13 protein-coding genes and 1 pseudogene are annotated in these 14,443 nt (G+C 70.7%); 4 read left to right on the plus strand and 10 right to left on the minus strand.

Translation table 11 applies throughout. The features are described from left to right. Positions 1–16: 16 nt before the first annotated feature. Together dctP and IPI43_01660 are read right to left on the minus strand one after the other, a co-directional pair. On the minus strand, positions 17–1,045 hold the full coding sequence (gene dctP / locus IPI43_01655) for a TRAP transporter substrate-binding protein DctP (protein MBK7772834.1): 1,029 nt from the start codon (positions 1,043–1,045) through the stop codon (positions 17–19). Further along, positions 1,042–1,746 (minus strand): hypothetical protein, encoded by a 705-nt coding sequence (locus IPI43_01660; GenBank protein ID MBK7772835.1) that lies wholly within the window; start codon positions 1,744–1,746, stop codon positions 1,042–1,044. Before IPI43_01660 ends, dctP begins: the two co-directional genes overlap by 4 nt. Positions 1,747–1,886: 140 nt before the next feature. On the opposite strand from IPI43_01660, the gene IPI43_01665 reads away from it, so the two are divergent. Beyond that, a complete protein-coding gene (locus IPI43_01665) occupies positions 1,887–2,828 on the plus strand; it encodes a phosphoribosylaminoimidazolesuccinocarboxamide synthase (GenBank protein MBK7772836.1) in 942 nt (313 codons plus the stop codon). Positions 2,829–2,862: 34 nt separating this feature from the next. After that, positions 2,863–3,288 carry a hypothetical protein gene (locus tag IPI43_01670; protein MBK7772837.1) on the plus strand — a complete coding sequence of 142 codons (426 nt, stop codon included), beginning with the start codon at positions 2,863–2,865 and terminating at the stop codon, positions 3,286–3,288. Between the two features lie 66 nt (positions 3,289–3,354). Here IPI43_01670 and IPI43_01675 read toward each other — a convergent pair whose 3' ends face one another. Continuing rightward, positions 3,355–4,086 carry an N-formylglutamate amidohydrolase gene (locus IPI43_01675; protein MBK7772838.1) on the minus strand — a complete coding sequence of 244 codons (732 nt, stop codon included), beginning with the start codon at positions 4,084–4,086 and terminating at the stop codon, positions 3,355–3,357. A 295-nt stretch (positions 4,087–4,381) separates the two neighbouring features. Here IPI43_01675 and IPI43_01680 point away from each other — a divergent pair, with 295 nt between their 5' ends. Next, the gene (locus IPI43_01680; protein MBK7772839.1) at positions 4,382–5,044 is read left to right on the plus strand and encodes a hypothetical protein; all 663 of its coding nucleotides are present in this window, start codon (positions 4,382–4,384) and stop codon (positions 5,042–5,044) included. A 36-nt stretch (positions 5,045–5,080) separates the two neighbouring features. Here IPI43_01680 and IPI43_01685 read toward each other — a convergent pair whose 3' ends face one another. Then, complete coding sequence (locus IPI43_01685; GenBank protein ID MBK7772840.1) at positions 5,081–5,434, minus strand: hypothetical protein; 354 nt, start codon at positions 5,432–5,434, stop codon at positions 5,081–5,083. Between the two features lie 120 nt (positions 5,435–5,554). On the opposite strand from IPI43_01685, the gene IPI43_01690 reads away from it, so the two are divergent. Beyond that, the gene (locus tag IPI43_01690; protein ID MBK7772841.1) at positions 5,555–5,929 is read left to right on the plus strand and encodes a group II truncated hemoglobin; all 375 of its coding nucleotides are present in this window, start codon (positions 5,555–5,557) and stop codon (positions 5,927–5,929) included. On the opposite strand, the gene IPI43_01695 is transcribed toward IPI43_01690, so the two are convergent. The 6 genes and pseudogenes from IPI43_01695 to IPI43_01720 form a co-directional block, all read right to left on the minus strand. Continuing rightward, on the minus strand, positions 5,930–7,000 hold the full coding sequence (locus IPI43_01695) for a DMT family transporter (GenBank protein MBK7772842.1): 1,071 nt from the start codon (positions 6,998–7,000) through the stop codon (positions 5,930–5,932). After that, a pseudogene (locus IPI43_01700) lies at positions 6,997–10,123 on the minus strand (efflux RND transporter permease subunit). The gene IPI43_01695 and the pseudogene IPI43_01700 overlap by 4 nt, the downstream one beginning before the upstream one ends. Before the next feature lie 9 nt (positions 10,124–10,132). Beyond that, positions 10,133–11,569, minus strand: a complete 1,437-nt coding sequence (locus IPI43_01705) for an efflux RND transporter periplasmic adaptor subunit (GenBank protein ID MBK7772843.1) — start codon at positions 11,567–11,569, stop codon at positions 10,133–10,135. 113 nt (positions 11,570–11,682) lie between these two features. Beyond that, the gene (locus IPI43_01710) at positions 11,683–12,969 is read right to left on the minus strand and encodes a TolC family protein (protein ID MBK7772844.1); all 1,287 of its coding nucleotides are present in this window, start codon (positions 12,967–12,969) and stop codon (positions 11,683–11,685) included. A 12-nt stretch (positions 12,970–12,981) separates the two neighbouring features. Further along, positions 12,982–13,974, minus strand: a complete 993-nt coding sequence (locus IPI43_01715; GenBank protein ID MBK7772845.1) for a M48 family metalloprotease — start codon at positions 13,972–13,974, stop codon at positions 12,982–12,984. Beyond that, positions 13,971–14,327, minus strand: coding sequence for a BlaI/MecI/CopY family transcriptional regulator (locus tag IPI43_01720; GenBank protein ID MBK7772846.1), 357 nt, complete (start codon positions 14,325–14,327; stop codon positions 13,971–13,973). The genes IPI43_01715 and IPI43_01720 overlap by 4 nt, the downstream gene beginning before the upstream one ends. Positions 14,328–14,443: the final 116 nt, after the last annotated feature.

Raw genomic sequence — 14,443 nt, forward strand, 5'->3', positions numbered from 1 at the left:
ACGCGGCGCGCGCTGACTACGGCGCCTGCACGATGGCCCGGATGCGGTCCACCTGGGCGCGCGAATAGAGCCGGCCCACCAAGGCGTCGTTGGCGCGCGTGCCGGTGGCATCCCAGGCCGCGCGATGGGGCTCCATGTCCACCACCGTCAGCCGCCTCCGGAGCGTCTCGGTGGCGCGGTCGTCGAGGCGCCGCCCGGCCCTCCGGAACGTGCTCTGCTGGCTGCGCCCCTGCGCCAGCATGTGCTCGCGCAGGGCCTGCGGCACGAGCGCCAGTCGGTCGCTGCGCACCACGATGGCGCCCACGATGACCCCGTTGGCCTGCTCGCTCATGAAGCGCAGGCGCCCGTGCCACTGCATGGCCACGGCCGTGACGCTGGACGCCACCACGGTGTCCACCATGCCGGTGGAGAGCGCCGGCAGCACCTCGTTCACGCTGAGCGGCACACCGGTGGCGCCGGTGGCGTTCACGAAGGCCTCCATGGTGGGTGAGTCACGCCAGATCCACGGGCGCCCGGCGCGCATGTCGCTGGGCCGCTCGATGCGGCGCGTGGAGAACAGGCGAATGCGCCCGGCGTCTCCCCAGCCGAGGATGGTGAAGCCCTCCCGCTGGAAAGCGCGGTTGAGCTCGCCCTGGAGCTGGCCACGCACCCGGTCGAGCTCCGCATACGACGTGATGAGCCCGGGCGCCTGCAGCACCAGCACCTCCCGCGCGATGGTGCCGAGGCCCACCGAGGTGAGCGCTGCGCCGTCCATTTGCCCATCGCGAAGCTTGCGTACGATGGTGCGCTCGTCGCCCGCCGCGCCGCCGCCGAACAGGCGCACGCGCACCTGACCGGAGGAGCGGTCCGAGAGGTCACGGTCCATGTCCGCGAAGCCCCGCCCGAGCGGCGAGTCGGCCGGCGCCAGCGTGGCGAAGCGCAGCTCGAGAGGCGCTGTGGCCTGAGCGCGCAGCGGGGCCACGTCGCAGGGCAGCGCCAGCAGCGAGAGCGCCAACAGCGAGAGCGCGCACGCGCCTGGGGTGAGCCGGCGCGGGCGCATGGTCACGAGCCCCCGTAGCGCGCCAACACCAGATCCAGCAGCGGCCCGATGCCTTCGCCTTCGTCGATGCCCACGCAGGTGGTGCCCGTGGACTGCAGCATCTTCAGCAGCGGGCGGCCATAAGGCGTGTCGTCGCCCCACACCACGCCCAGCGCGTTGTCGGGCAGGTCTTTCATGCACTGCGCCAGGATCTCGTCGCCCATGGCGGGCGCCGCCGTGCCGTCCACCACCACCAACAGGGGCTGCACGGTGAAGACGCTCTTGCGCAGCTCGCGCTCGCTCATGGCAGAGGACACGTAGACGCGGTCATCGCCCAGCGAGGCCACCAAGCGCTCTGCGAACCGGAACTTGGACGACACGACCAGGACGCTCACCGGCGCGGCGAAGACCACGGGCATCATCAGCGTGCGCTCGACGTCGTCGTCGAGGTCCACGTCGATCTCGAGGGGCACCTCGGTGCCGGTCCGGTCGCCGCGCACCAGCACCTGCTCGATGCGCGCCATGACCTCGTCCGTGACGTCCTGGCCCACCTTGGCCGTGAGGGCGGCGGCCAGCGGACCCCGGCAGAGCGCCAGCACCGCGTCGCGGTCCTTGGGCAGCTCGTCCACGTCGCGCAGCGCGCGGAAAATCATGGCCGTTGCGAGCTCGGTGGGGAGGGCTCCCTCGAGCACCTCGCGCACCACGTGGACCTCTTGTTGAATCTGCATCGGCCGCTCAACGATAACAGAACCCGTGAGTTGGGTGGTCAAGTGTCTTTGCGCGTGCAGGGAAGCGGCAACGCTGCTAGATCGACCGCCCCCCAACCCCTCACCAATCGGAGCGCGCTGTGACCGTCTCGAACGAAACGCTGCACCTGGGCCTCAAGGCCACCCTGGACGAAACCGACCTGGATGTCCTCGGCGACAAGTACGAGGGCAAGGTCCGCGACAACTACACGGCGGGCGGCAAGCGCTACATCGTGGTCACCGACCGCATCAGCGCGTTCGACCGCGTGCTGGGCACCCTGCCCTTCAAGGGCCAGGTGCTCAACGGCCTGGCCGCGTGGTGGTTCGACCAGACCAAGGACCTGGTCCCCAACCACGTGCTGGACGTGCCGGACCCCAACGTCATGGTGGGCATCGAGTGCGAGCCGCTCCCGGTCGAGATGATCATGCGCGGCTACATCACCGGCGTGACCTCCACCAGCATCTGGACGCACTACGCGGCGGGCTCGCGCTCGTTCTGCGGGCACGAGCTGCCCGAGGGGCTCAAGAAGCACCAGAAGCTGCCGGAGCCGCTGCTGACGCCGTCCACCAAGGCGCCCAAGGGCGACCACGACGTGAGCGCGTCGCGCGAAGAGATCTTGGCCATGGGCCGCATGACCGCGCGCGACTTCGACGAAGCGGCGGGTTACGCGCGCGCCCTGTTCGCGGCGGGCCAGAAGCACTGCGCCGAGCGCGGGCTCATCCTGGTGGACACGAAGTACGAGTTCGGCAAGACGCCCGACGGCAAGATCGTCGTCATCGACGAGATCCACACGCCGGACTCGTCACGCTTCTGGTACCAGAGCACCTACCCCGAGCGCTTCGAGGCCGGCGAGGACCCCGAGTCGTTCGACAAGGAGTACGTGCGCCGCTGGCTCAAGGCCGAGGGCTACTCGGGCGACGGCCCGGCGCCGGCCATCCCGGACGACGTGCGCGTGGAGGCCTCGCGCCGCTACATCGAGGCCTGCGACCAGATCCGCGGGACCGACTTCGTGCCCGACCTGGCGCCGCCGCTGGCGCGCATCCGCAAGAACCTGGGGCTCTGAGTCTCACCCGCTGCCCAGCCCGGAGCTGCCCACCATGCTGAAGAAGTTCGTCTACTGGACCGGGATGTCGGACTTCGTGGTGGGCCTCGCCACCTGGGGCGGCGCCGTGGGTGTGGCCCTGGCAGACCCACCGGTGCTAGGGCAGTTCGTGCCGCTCATCACGCTGGGCACCTTCTTGCTCATGGCCGCGGCGCTCCTGGTGTGGAGCTCCCACGACATGGCCACGCGGGCGCCCGTCATGTTCTGGCAGGGCCTCGTGCGCCTCTCGGCCATCTCGGCCGTGGTGTACGCCGTGCCGCACCAGCTGGCCTACCCGTGGGAGTACGCGCTGCTGGCCATCGACGGGCCCATCGGGCTCACCTACGTGATCGGCGCCATGAAGGTGACGGGCTGCTCGTTCGTGGAGCTGCTGCAGTGCAAGACCACGCCGGGTGGCAGAACGCCGCCTGCCGTGGGGTGAGGCCGGCGGCGGCGCGCGGGGGGGGGGGGGGGGGGGGGGGGGGGGGGGGGGGGGGGGGGGGGGGCGTCAGACGCGCGCGAAGAAGTCAGCCAGCACGCGGATGAGCCGCGCGCGGTACGCGGCGTCGGTGCACAGGTCCTGGCGGACCTCCAGCTCGAGTGCCCGCCGGCCATGGCGCAGCGCGTGCGCGTCGGGCGAGTACATGAAGCCCTCCTGACCCGACCAGGGCTCGTTGGCGTGCGTGACGTAGCCGGCCCGCGAGAGGTGCTCGGTGAGCGCGTAGCCCAGCGCTGGCTCACGGTTGAAGAGCACGCCCAGCTCCATGGCGCGCGGCTGGCCCTCGTACATGGGCGTGAACGAGTGCACCGCGAACAGCATGGGTGCCAGGCTGGCCCCCAGGGTCGCGTCCAGCGCCGCGTGGTAGGGCCGGTAGTAGTCCGTGAGCCGCAGCCTGCGATCGGCGTCGCTGAGCGCGGCGTTCAGCTCCACCGGCTGGCCCTCGGCCACGGTGCGGAAGAGCGTGTCCGAGTCCTCGGGGCGGTTTGGGTCGCACAGCAGCCGGCTGAAGCGGGCCAGCACGCCGGGGGCGCCCAGGTGGTCCGCCAGCTCGCGCGTGAGGTCCGCTGCACCGAGGTCCAACGCCCAGTGCGTGCCCACGAGGCGGCGGTCCGATTCGGACCAGCGCCAGCGCCCCGGGAGGCGCTCGGACGCGTGCTCGCAGCAGAGGACCAGCGCGACGTCGGCGCGCCCGCCGAGGACCTCGGCCGCGTCGCCCAGCGTGGACAGGATGGGTGCCATCGGCCGTAGTGTTGGGGAGAAGCCGCCGGCCGCAAGGTGGGGACGTCGTGTTCCGGGGCGCACCGGTGTAGTGTGGGGGTGTGGGTGCGACGAAGCCGGCGGTGGTCTTGCTTGCGAGCCTGTGCGCGTGGAGCGCGGGGGCTGGCGTGTCCGCCTCCGCGCAGGCGGTACCCGAGCCGGAAGACGACGCTGTACCAGAGCTGGAGCTGGCGGTAGCGGGAGCGCCACCCGCCGCGGACCCCGCCGCGGGGAAGACGACGCGGCGCTCGAGCGTGCGCCCGCATATGCCTTCGCCGTGGGGCTCGACCTCTACTCACGCTTCCTGTGGCGCGGGGTCTCCTTCGGGGAGCAGTGGACACTGCAGCCGAACGCGTCGTTCCGGGCCTACGGCCTCAGCGTGGAGCTGTGGGCATCGGCGTCTCCCGACCAGTCGTCGCTGGTGGACTACGTGGGGATCACGCTGGGCTACGCGTACGACGCCGGCTTCGGCACGTTCGGCATCCGGCTGGCCGACTGGATCTTCAGCCAGCGCTACGCGGAAGACGGAACCCTGGAGACGGCAGCGCCCTACCTGTTCGACTTCGCGAACGACGGCGAGGGCTCGCACTGGCTGGACCTGACCGTGTTCTTCACGGGGCCCGCGACGATCCCCATCACGCTGCAACTTGGCGCGGTGGTCTACAACGACCCTGACCACTCACTCTACGCGGGCGTGCTCTACGCGATCGACGTCGGCCGAGGCTTCACGCTCACCCCCGAGTTCGGCGTGGTGTTCGGGCGCAGTCGGCGCTGGTACGGCACGGATGCCGACCCGGTGAACGTGACCAACTGCGCGCTCACGGTGGCCCGCACCGTGGAGTTGGGGCGAGGCGTCACGCTGCCGCTGTCCGTGGCGCTGGTGGTGAACCCTGAGGCCGAGCGCGTGCACGTGGTGGTGGGCGTGGGCCTGCGGCTCTGAAGCGACCGACCCCGCCGCGCACCGGCGCGGGCCAGCTCAGGAGACGACGGTGATCGAGTGGCTATGGCCCGTCGAGGTCGTGGACTGCACGGTCACGGCCCCATCGTCGCGGAGCGTGGCGAACTGAGCGGCCGTCACCGTCACGCTGTGGGAGTGGCCGGCTGAGCCGGCGATGTTGTAGGACTTCTCCACGCCCTCACTGAGGTCGGCGGCCGTCACGACCAGGACGTGCCCGTGGTTTCCATTGATGGTGGCCGTGAGGGCGGCTGGCGTTCCACCGTCCTGCCCGTTGGGAGTACCGCCCGAGTCGTCCTCACAGGCAGCCAGCGCGGCTGCCCCCACAGTGAGAAAGAGAGTGGACTGAATGAAGGTGCGCCGTGTGCTGTGCATGCCTCGAAGCTAACCGACGCCGCGGCGCCCCGCCTCCGTGCGCGGCCCGAATAAGTGCCGAATAACCGTTCGCGGCACGCGGGTTGGCGTGATCCGGCCTCGCGCTTCAGAGTCCGGGGGATGAACTCCCCCTACGAGCAGCTCGGTGACGAGGGCGTGCGCGCCCTGGTGGACCACTTCTATCGTGCGATGGACACGCGGCCCGACGCGGCGGTCATTCGTGCCATGCACAAGGAGGAGCTCGCGCTGATGTCCGACAAGCTGGCCACCTTCTTGGTTGGTTGGATGGGCGGCCCGCAGCGCTACAACGAGCGCTTCGGCCGCGTGGTCATCCCCGCCGCCCACCAGCGCTTCGACATCGGCCCCGCCGAACGCGACGCCTGGCTGGCGTGCATGCAGGACGCAGTGGACGCGAGCGCGCTCACGCCCGACATGGCCAAGCGCGTGATGGACTCGTTCGGCAAGATGGCCGAGATGTGCCGCACGCGAGACTGATCAGTGTGGGTGGCGGTGGTGCACGTCGGGCACGTGCGGGTGGTCGTGGACCAGCGCGTCGTGACGATGCCAGTGGCTGTGGGGTGACCCCACTGGGTCGTCCGGCGCGTGCTCGTGCTGGTGATGCACGTCGTGTTCGTGCAGGTGCTCGTGCTCGAGCACCTCGTGCGTGTGCAGATGAGCGTGGCGCTCGCGGAGCAGCAGCACCACGCCCAGCACCATGGACAGCATGGCGAGGAGCGTGTCCCAGCGCAGGTGGTCCCCGAGGATGACCACGGACAAGAGCGCCCCCACGAACGGCGCCGTGGCGAAGTAGGCGGCCTCGCGCGCCGCCCCGATGAACCGCAGCGCGTAGGCGTCGAGCACGATGCTGAGGCCGTAGCTCACGCTGCCGAGCAGCATCGCCCCGACCAGGTACCGGACATCGGGGCACGCCCCGCCCACGACGACCAGCCCGAGGGTCACGTTGGTTCCTCCCGCCATGAGCGTCTTCACGCGCACGATGGCGAACGGGTCACGCAGGGTGAGCCGCTGCGTGAGGTTGTTGTCGAGCGCCCAGCACAGGCACGCCGCAGCCAGCAGGAGCACACCCGCCGTGTCGGCGCCGAGAGCACCCGACTCGAGCTTCAGCACGCCGGCGCCCGCGAAGATGAACAGCGCGGCCAGGGCGGCGTGCCTCCCGAGGTGCTCACGGAACAGCAGAACGGCAAGGAGGACGGTGAACGGCGCCTCCAGGTTCAAGAGCAGCGAGCCGCTGAGCCCCGTCACCCGCTCGAGCCCGAACAGCATCAGCACCGGAGCGAGAATGCCCCCCGCAAGGACCACGCCTGCCAGCTTCGGCACGTCCGCTCGCACGAGGCGTGCCTCGCTGCTGGCGGGACGAACGGCCCGGTGCAACCAGAGCCCGGCCGCCGCGCCCAGATAGAGCAGGCCCGCGAGCAATACCGGAGACACCTCGGTGAGCAGCAGCTTGGCGACTGGCGCCGAGAGCCCGAAGAGCGCCGCCGCGCAGAGGCCGAACACGGCTCCCCGGGCCGAGTCTCCGAGCGCACGCGGGCCGGATGGCTTCACGTGACCTCTGCGGGGGCCTCGGTGAGCGATGCCCCGCTGCGTTGGGCGAGCGCGCCGAACTGACGGTAGAGAGCGGGCACGACGAACATGTTGAGCGCTGTGGAGGTCAAGAGCCCACACAAGATGACCACGGCCATGGGCGCTTGGATCTCGCTGCCCGGCTGCCCACCCGAGAGCGCGAGCGGCACGAGGCCGAGCCCGGCTGCTAGCGCCGTCATCACGATGGGGATCAGGCGCTCCCGCGCCCCGCGCTTCACGGCTTCGTCGATGTCACGAACACCCTCTTCATGAACCAGGTGGCGTATGTGCGAGACCAGCATGATCCCGTTGCGCGTGGCGATGCCGAAGAGCGTGATGAAGCCCACCAGCGACGCCACCGAGAGCACCCCGCCCTGCAGGAAGACACCGACCGCTCCGCCGATGAGCGCCAGCGGCAGGTTGACCATCACCAGCACCGCATCCCGCATGGAGCCGAAGGCCGTGTACAAGAGACCCAGCATGCCCAGCAAGCACGCGAGGCTCAGCAGCCCGAGGGTGCGGGCCGCTCCCTCCGCGCTCTCGAACTGTCCGCCGTAGGCCACCCGATAGCCGGTTGGGAAGACCACCGCCGCGTCGACGGCGGCCTGTATGTCACCCACCACGCTCCCCACGTCGCGGCCCGCTACATTGCAGCTCACCACCAGCCGGCGCTGGACGTTCTCGCGGCCGATCTCGTTGGGCCCGCGGTCACGCTGCACGCTGGCCAAGGCACGCAGCGGGACGCGCGCCCCCGGGAGTGACCACCAACAGCTCGCGGAGATCCTCGAACGTCTGGACGCGCGTCGGGTCCGTCCTCACCACCAGGTCGAAGACCGCCTGGCCCTCCATGACCTGCGACACCACGTGGACGCCCGAGCCGATCTCGAGCGCGCGCGCCACGTCTGCGATGCGCATGCCGTGCCGAGCGATGGCCGGGCGGTCGAAGCGCACCCGCGCGAAAGGGATGTCCGACTGCTGCTCGCGCGCCAGGTCGACCACGCCCGGGACAGCGCGCATGGCGGCTTCCACTTCTGTACCGAGGCGACGCAGCTCGCTGAGGTCGTCCCCGAACACCTTGACCGCGATGCTCGCCCGGGTGCCGGACAGCATGTGATCGATGCGGTGCCCGATGGGCTGCCCGATGGTGATGTTCATGCCGGGCAGCATGCTGAGGTCGCGCCGCAGCTCGTCCAGAAAGTCCTCGCGCGACCGGTCCGTCTCGCGCAGCGTCACGTCCAGCTCGGCGGCGTTGGTGCCCTGGGCGTGCTCGTCCATCTCCGCGCGCCCGGTGCGACGCGCCACGGTGACCACCTCCGGGTGGCTCAGGAGGATCTCCTCGATGCGACGCCCCATCGCGTCCGACTCGGCGAGCGACGTGCCCGGCAGCGTCACGGCGGCCACCACCAGCGTGCCTTCGCGGAACTCCGGGAGGAACGAGCGGCCCGCCAGCGCGAGGGCGACAGCGGCGACCGCGAGCAGGGCGAACGCCACGGCCGCCACGAGCCGCCAACGCCGCATCGCGCCGTGGAGCAGCGGCGCATAACGTTGCTTCAGCCACTGCGCGAAGCGTGGCTCGTGCGCGTTGGTCACGGCCTTCGAGCCGGGCAGCAGGAACGAGCAGAGCACGGGGGTCACGGTGACCGCCACGAAGAGCGAGGCCGTCAGCGACACCACGTAGGCGATGCCCAGCGGCGCGAGCAGGCGGCCCTCCACGCCGGAGAGGAAGAACAGCGGCAGGAACACCAGCACCACCACCAAGGTGGCGAACACGATGCTGCTACGGATCTCGCGGCTGGCCGAGAGCACCACCTGCAGGGCCGGCAGCCGCTCTGCCTCGGGCAGCAGCGCGTTCAGACGCAGGCGCCGCACCACGTTCTCCACGTCGATGACGGCGTCGTCCACCAGCTCCCCCACCGCGATGGCCATGCCACCCAGCGTCATGGTGTTCAGCGTGGCGCCGAACGCCGAGAGCGCGAACACGGCGGTGACGAGCGAGAGCGGGATGGCCACGATGGTGATCGCGCTCGCGCGACCGCTGGCCAAGAACAGCAGCACGATGAGCAGCACCAGCGCGACGCCATCGCGCAGCGCCGCCAGCACGTTCTCGACCGCCACCTCGATGAAGTCGGCCTGCCGGAACACGTCGCGCTCGAGGGTCAGCCCTGCGGGCAGCGTGCGGGAGAGTTCGTCCAGCTCGCGGTCGATGCGCTCGGTGAGCTCGAGCGTGTTGGTGCCCGGCTGCTTCTGGATGCCCACGATGACCGCTGGCCGTCCGCCATACGACCCCTCACCACGCCGCAGGGCCGCGCCGAGCCGGACGTCACCGAGGTGCCGCACCAGGATGGCCTCGTCACCGCGCTGCACCACCAGCGTCTCGCCCACGTCCTCGGGGGTCCGCACGCGCCCCACGCCGTGAACCAAGTACTCCTGGCCACCCTCGTCGATGAAGCCGGCGGAGACGCTGGTGTTGGTCTCTTCGAGTGCCTGCACCACCTGGTCGACGGTGAGGTCGAGCGCCACCAAGCGCTCGGGACGCAGGGCGACCTCGAACTGCCTGCGCTCTCCGCCCGTCACGATGACCTGCGACACACCGGGCACGGCCAGCAGCCTGCGGCGCAGCGTGAAGTCCGCGAAGGTGCGCGCCTCCATGGCGGTAGCACCGTCGGTCGTCACGGCCAGGAACAGCACCTCGCCCATGATGGACGAGATGGGCGCCAGGACCGGCTGCTCCACCTCCGCGGGGAGCGCGTCGCGCACGAGCTGCAGCTTCTCGGAGACCACCTGGCGCGCCCGGAACACGTCGGTGCCCCACTCGAACTCCGCGTAGATGACCGAGATGCCGACGCCGGTGGCCGAGCGCACCCGGCGGACCCCCGGCGCGCCGTTGAGCGAGGACTCGATCGGCAGGGTCACCCGTGTCTCGAGCTCTTCCGGGGCCATGCCGTGGGCCTCGGTGATCACCGTGACCGTGGGCGCCGTGAGGTCCGGGAACACATCCACCGGCATGCGGGACGCGGTGTACCCGCCCCACACGAGCAGGACGCCGGCAGCGACGATCACCGGGAGGCGGTGCGAGAGGGACCAACGAAGAATGGCGTCGATCATGGCGGCCCCTCAGTGCGCGTGCCCGTGGGCGGGGATGGCGCCGCTCGAGGCGGCCAGCTTGACCGACCAGGCTCCGATGGTGACGACGTGCTCGCCGGCCAGAACGCCGCTCAGCACCTCGACATGGCCGGAGTCGCGCGCGCCCAAGCGGACCACCCGGCGCTCGAAGGCCTCGCCTTCGATCTGTACGAACACCACGAACATGCCGTTGTCGTCGACCAGAGCGGACTCGGGGACGGTCAGCGCGCTGCGGGCGTCACCATTCGCGATATGCACCCGCGCGAACGCACCAACCGGCAAGTGTAGCTCCGCGTTGTCCACCGCAAAGACCACCGGGAGCGTCCGCGTGTGGGGGTCGACACGGCTGCCGCGGGCGACGAGCGCTGAAGCCGGGACCTCGACGGCCTCCTCGGCTCCGTCGATCAAGAACGAGGCGCCCTGTGGCGTACCCAGCCGGCCGAGGTCGGCCTCGGGGACGCGCGCCTCGAGCCATAACTGGGTCAGGTCGGTGATTCGAAAGAGGGGCGCGCCCGCCTCGACGAACTCGCCGGGCGCCACGAGCACCTCGGTCACGGTGCCCGAGAGGGGGGCGCGCAGCGGCACGGACGCTTGGCTGCGCCCGGTGGTGCGCTGCACACGCTGGAACTGTTGCATCCGGCGCTGCCCCGCAGTCAGGGCAGCCTGGGCAGCCTCGGTGGCGAGCACCGCTTCGTGCAGCCGGCGCTCGGGCACCACTCCGTCCCCACGCAGCGCCTCGAGACGCTGCTGCTCGCGCTCGGCGTGACGCAGCTCGAGGGTGGCCTCGGTGACCGCGTGGTCGAGCGAGGCGAGGTCTGCCGCATCGAGGCGGGGCGCGAGGTGTCCCAAGACGTCGTTCAGCGCGACCGGGTCCGCGAGGCGTGGGAACACGGGTCCCGCGGCCAGAACGCGCCCGGCGACCGGAGCCGTGATGAGCACCTCCCCATCGGAGCGCGCCACCAAGCTGCCCGTGGCGCGCAGCGTGGGACGGATGGAGCGCGGCGCGACCAACGCCGTGCCGAATTCGATGGGCCACTGCTGCTCCTTGAGGAACACGACCCGATTGCTCGCCTCCGGCTGTTCTGGGTTCGCCGCTCGGGCGGTGGCCGCGCTGCCGTACACGGTGACGTCGCCGAGATCGTGGTCCGCCGTGAACCCCGGTGCGCGAATCTCCACGATGAGCCGGCGCGGACCCGTCGACGCGGGCGTGGCCACGGGCCGGAAGATGCCCGGCACGGTGGGCGCGTCGGCCACGAAGCGCTCTTCGCCCGACGGTCCGCGGAGCACCACGCTGACGCGCCCTTCGGCGAGGGCGGCGAAACCGTCCAGGTTGGTCACGTGCGCAGCGCACGGTGATGCCTCGCCGAGAACCAACGCGGGTAGCACGATGAACAGCTCGCTCGTGTCGGTCCAGTGCGTGAAGGACAACGCTGGCCGCTCTTCGGCCGCCTCATCGCCGTGCGGGTGGTCGCCTTCCCCATCGTGCTCGTGGGGATGACACGAAGCGAGAGAGCCTAGGAAAAGTAGTGTGGTGAATCGTCTCATGGAAGCGCTGCTCCGGTCAGCCGGTCGATGTCGATGCTCGCTCGACGCGCGGCGAGCTCCATGTCGAGCGCGCTGAGGAGGTCGTCGGCGGTGCCGCGATAGGCATCGAGGAGCTCGAGCAAGCCCAGCTCGCCGCCCTCGTACCCAGCCGAGGCGATGCGCACGAGGTCGCTCGACGCTGCCGTGGTCTGGTCGCGAAATTCCTCTGCCGCCCGCCGCAGGCGGACAGCTTCTGCGCGGGCCCCCTCGAGCTCGCCCTGCAGCTCGGACTCCAGCAGCGCGCGGCGGCCTCGCGCTGCCTGCGCTTGAGCCGCCGCGATGCGGGACGCCCCCGACGAGCGGTCCCAGAGAGGGATCGAGAGGGAGGCACCCAGCAGAAAGCCGTCCGTGCGCCCCTGCGGCCCGAGGTCAACTCCCTTCCACCCGGCCTCGAGTCGGAGGTCGGGCGCCCACCAGCGCGACGCGGCGCGCTGGTCGAGGGCCGCCGCGTCGATGCGCAGCTCGATGGCCAGCAAGTCGGGCCGGGAGGCGATGGCGACGCGCAGCTCGGGCAGCGCCTGAGGGTCCCCCTGGGGGAGGAGCTCTCCCGCCACCCGCAGGTCGCTCGTGCCCGTGGCCAGCAGCGCCTCCAGCCGCGCGCACGCGCGCTCGAGGGCCGCACGCTCGGTCTCGAGTTGGCCTGTGGCGACCGCTCGTTCTCGCTCGAGCCGCCGCCGGTCGTAGGGCGCCGCGTCCCCACCCTGCTCTCTCCGCGCCACGATGGTGAGCGCTCGAGCGATGTGCCCCTGCCAGCTCTCCAGCACCGCGACGCGAGCTTGGCGGTAGAGAACTTCGTAGAAGCGCAGGCGCGCCTCGCTGGCGACGGACAGCTGCCACGCCTCTCCGTCTCGCTCCGCTGCGCGCGCACGCGCCTCACCCGCCTGACCCTGCAAGCCGCGCCTGTTGCCGAGGTCGATGGTCTGCGCGAGCGTCAGGTAGTCTTCGCCCGTGCCGAGGGCACCGAAGGTCTGCTCCCGCACATAGGTGATCTGGGGGTTCGGGTAGGCCCGCGCAGAGCGTGCGCGCGCCGCCTCGAGCTCGACATCTCCTTCAATCGCATCCAGCAGGGGGGCACGCTCGAGGGCGCGGGCAACGACCACCGGCTCCGTCAGCCCTTGGAGCGACTCGCCGTGCTGCGCGCGGATCGTTGGTGCGAGCACGAGCGAGAGCAGTAAGCACAGCGAGACACAAAACCGATGGAAGGTCGGTTTTTTGGAGAAGAGCAGTCCGAGCGGCATGGTCATGACAAATACACCTCAGTGCGCGACGGCCGAGAGGAGGAACTCGGTCAGGTGGTGCAGGTCATCCGCGTGGAGGACAACAGCCACCAGAGCGACTCCGAGCGACCCCGTCAGGGCGCGAAGCGACGTGGGTGCCGAGGGTTCTGCCATCAAGGCCTCGACGCGGCGCTCCACGGCGCGAGCGCCGAACGCGGAGCCCACCAGCTCGAGCCCCACTGCCGACGATTGCCACACCGCACGCTCCACCCTGAGGATGGTGGCGGCAACGGCCAAGCGGTCCGCCACGGCCGCGGCCTCGTCATCGCAGGCTTGCTCCGCCGCGACGTCCAGCTCGCTCGTGAGCCAACGCCCGACGCCAGGCAGGTGGACCACCGACAGCGCGCGCACGGCGGCTGCTGCGAGTGCGTCGCGACGGCGCACGTGCGCCCGCTCGTGTGCGAGAACGACAGCGCGTTCCTCGTTCCCCAGCGAGTCCAGCAGGCCGCGGGAGATGAGCACGCGGGGCTGAAGGAAGCCCGCTGCGACGCACACCGGCTGTGGGCTCTCGACGATGGTGCATCCGAGCTCCGCCCGCTCTTCGCCGACCCGCGCGAGCGCGCCCACGACACGCAGCGCCCGCGCCACGCGCACGAGGGCCAGCGAAGCGCGCAGGAAGGCATAGCCCACCAACAGCGCGAGGCTCAGCGCCACGGCGGTGTGGACCGGGGCGCCCGGCAGGTGCGTGAAGCACAAGTGCGCGTGTCCGTCGTGGTGCGCCGTGCAGTGGTCGAGACCCGGCGCGAGCAGCGCTGCGACCGAGGGCAGGCTGACGGTCACGAGCAGCACCAGCGCGGTGAGCACCGGGAGCGCGGCGAGCAAGAGGACGGCGCGATGGCGCGCGCGCGGCTCCCAGCGGAGAAGCCGCCCGCGGAGGAGGCCCACCAGAACGGCCGCGCCCACAGCCCCCACTGCCAGAAAGGCGAAACCCGCGAGCAGGAACAGCTGGGCGCTGTACCAAGCCGGGTTCATCCGCGGCCCCTGCCGAGTTCGCGACGGCGCTCGGCCACCAGCGCCTCGAGGCGCTCCAGGTGTTCTGGACCGGCGCGCTCCGTGAGGTCCACGAAGGCCGCGACCACCGCATCGGCTTGGCCGTGCATCAGGTCGCCCACCAGCTCCCCGAGCAGGCCGCGATGGAACTCTTCGCGGCTCACGCGGGCGCGGTAGATGTGCGCATGGCTGACCTTGTCGCGCTCGAGCAGGCCCTTCTCGAACAGGCGCTTCAGCGTGGACTGGATGGTGTTGAGCGTGATGCCCCGTCGCTTGCCGAGGGCAGTGTGCACGGCCTTAGCGTCGCCCTCCCCGGCCGTCCAGAGCTGGTTCATGACGGCGGACTCGAGGTCACCGAGGAGGGAAGGTCTGACGCGTCCGGAAAGCACTCGAGGAACGTAGTGGGGCAAACACCGACCGTCAATCGGTTTTTCGGAGTGGGCCAGCAGCC

This window comes from Sandaracinaceae bacterium (assembly GCA_016706685.1).
GTDB lineage: Bacteria > Myxococcota_A > Polyangia > Polyangiales > Houyiibacteriaceae > JADJJE01.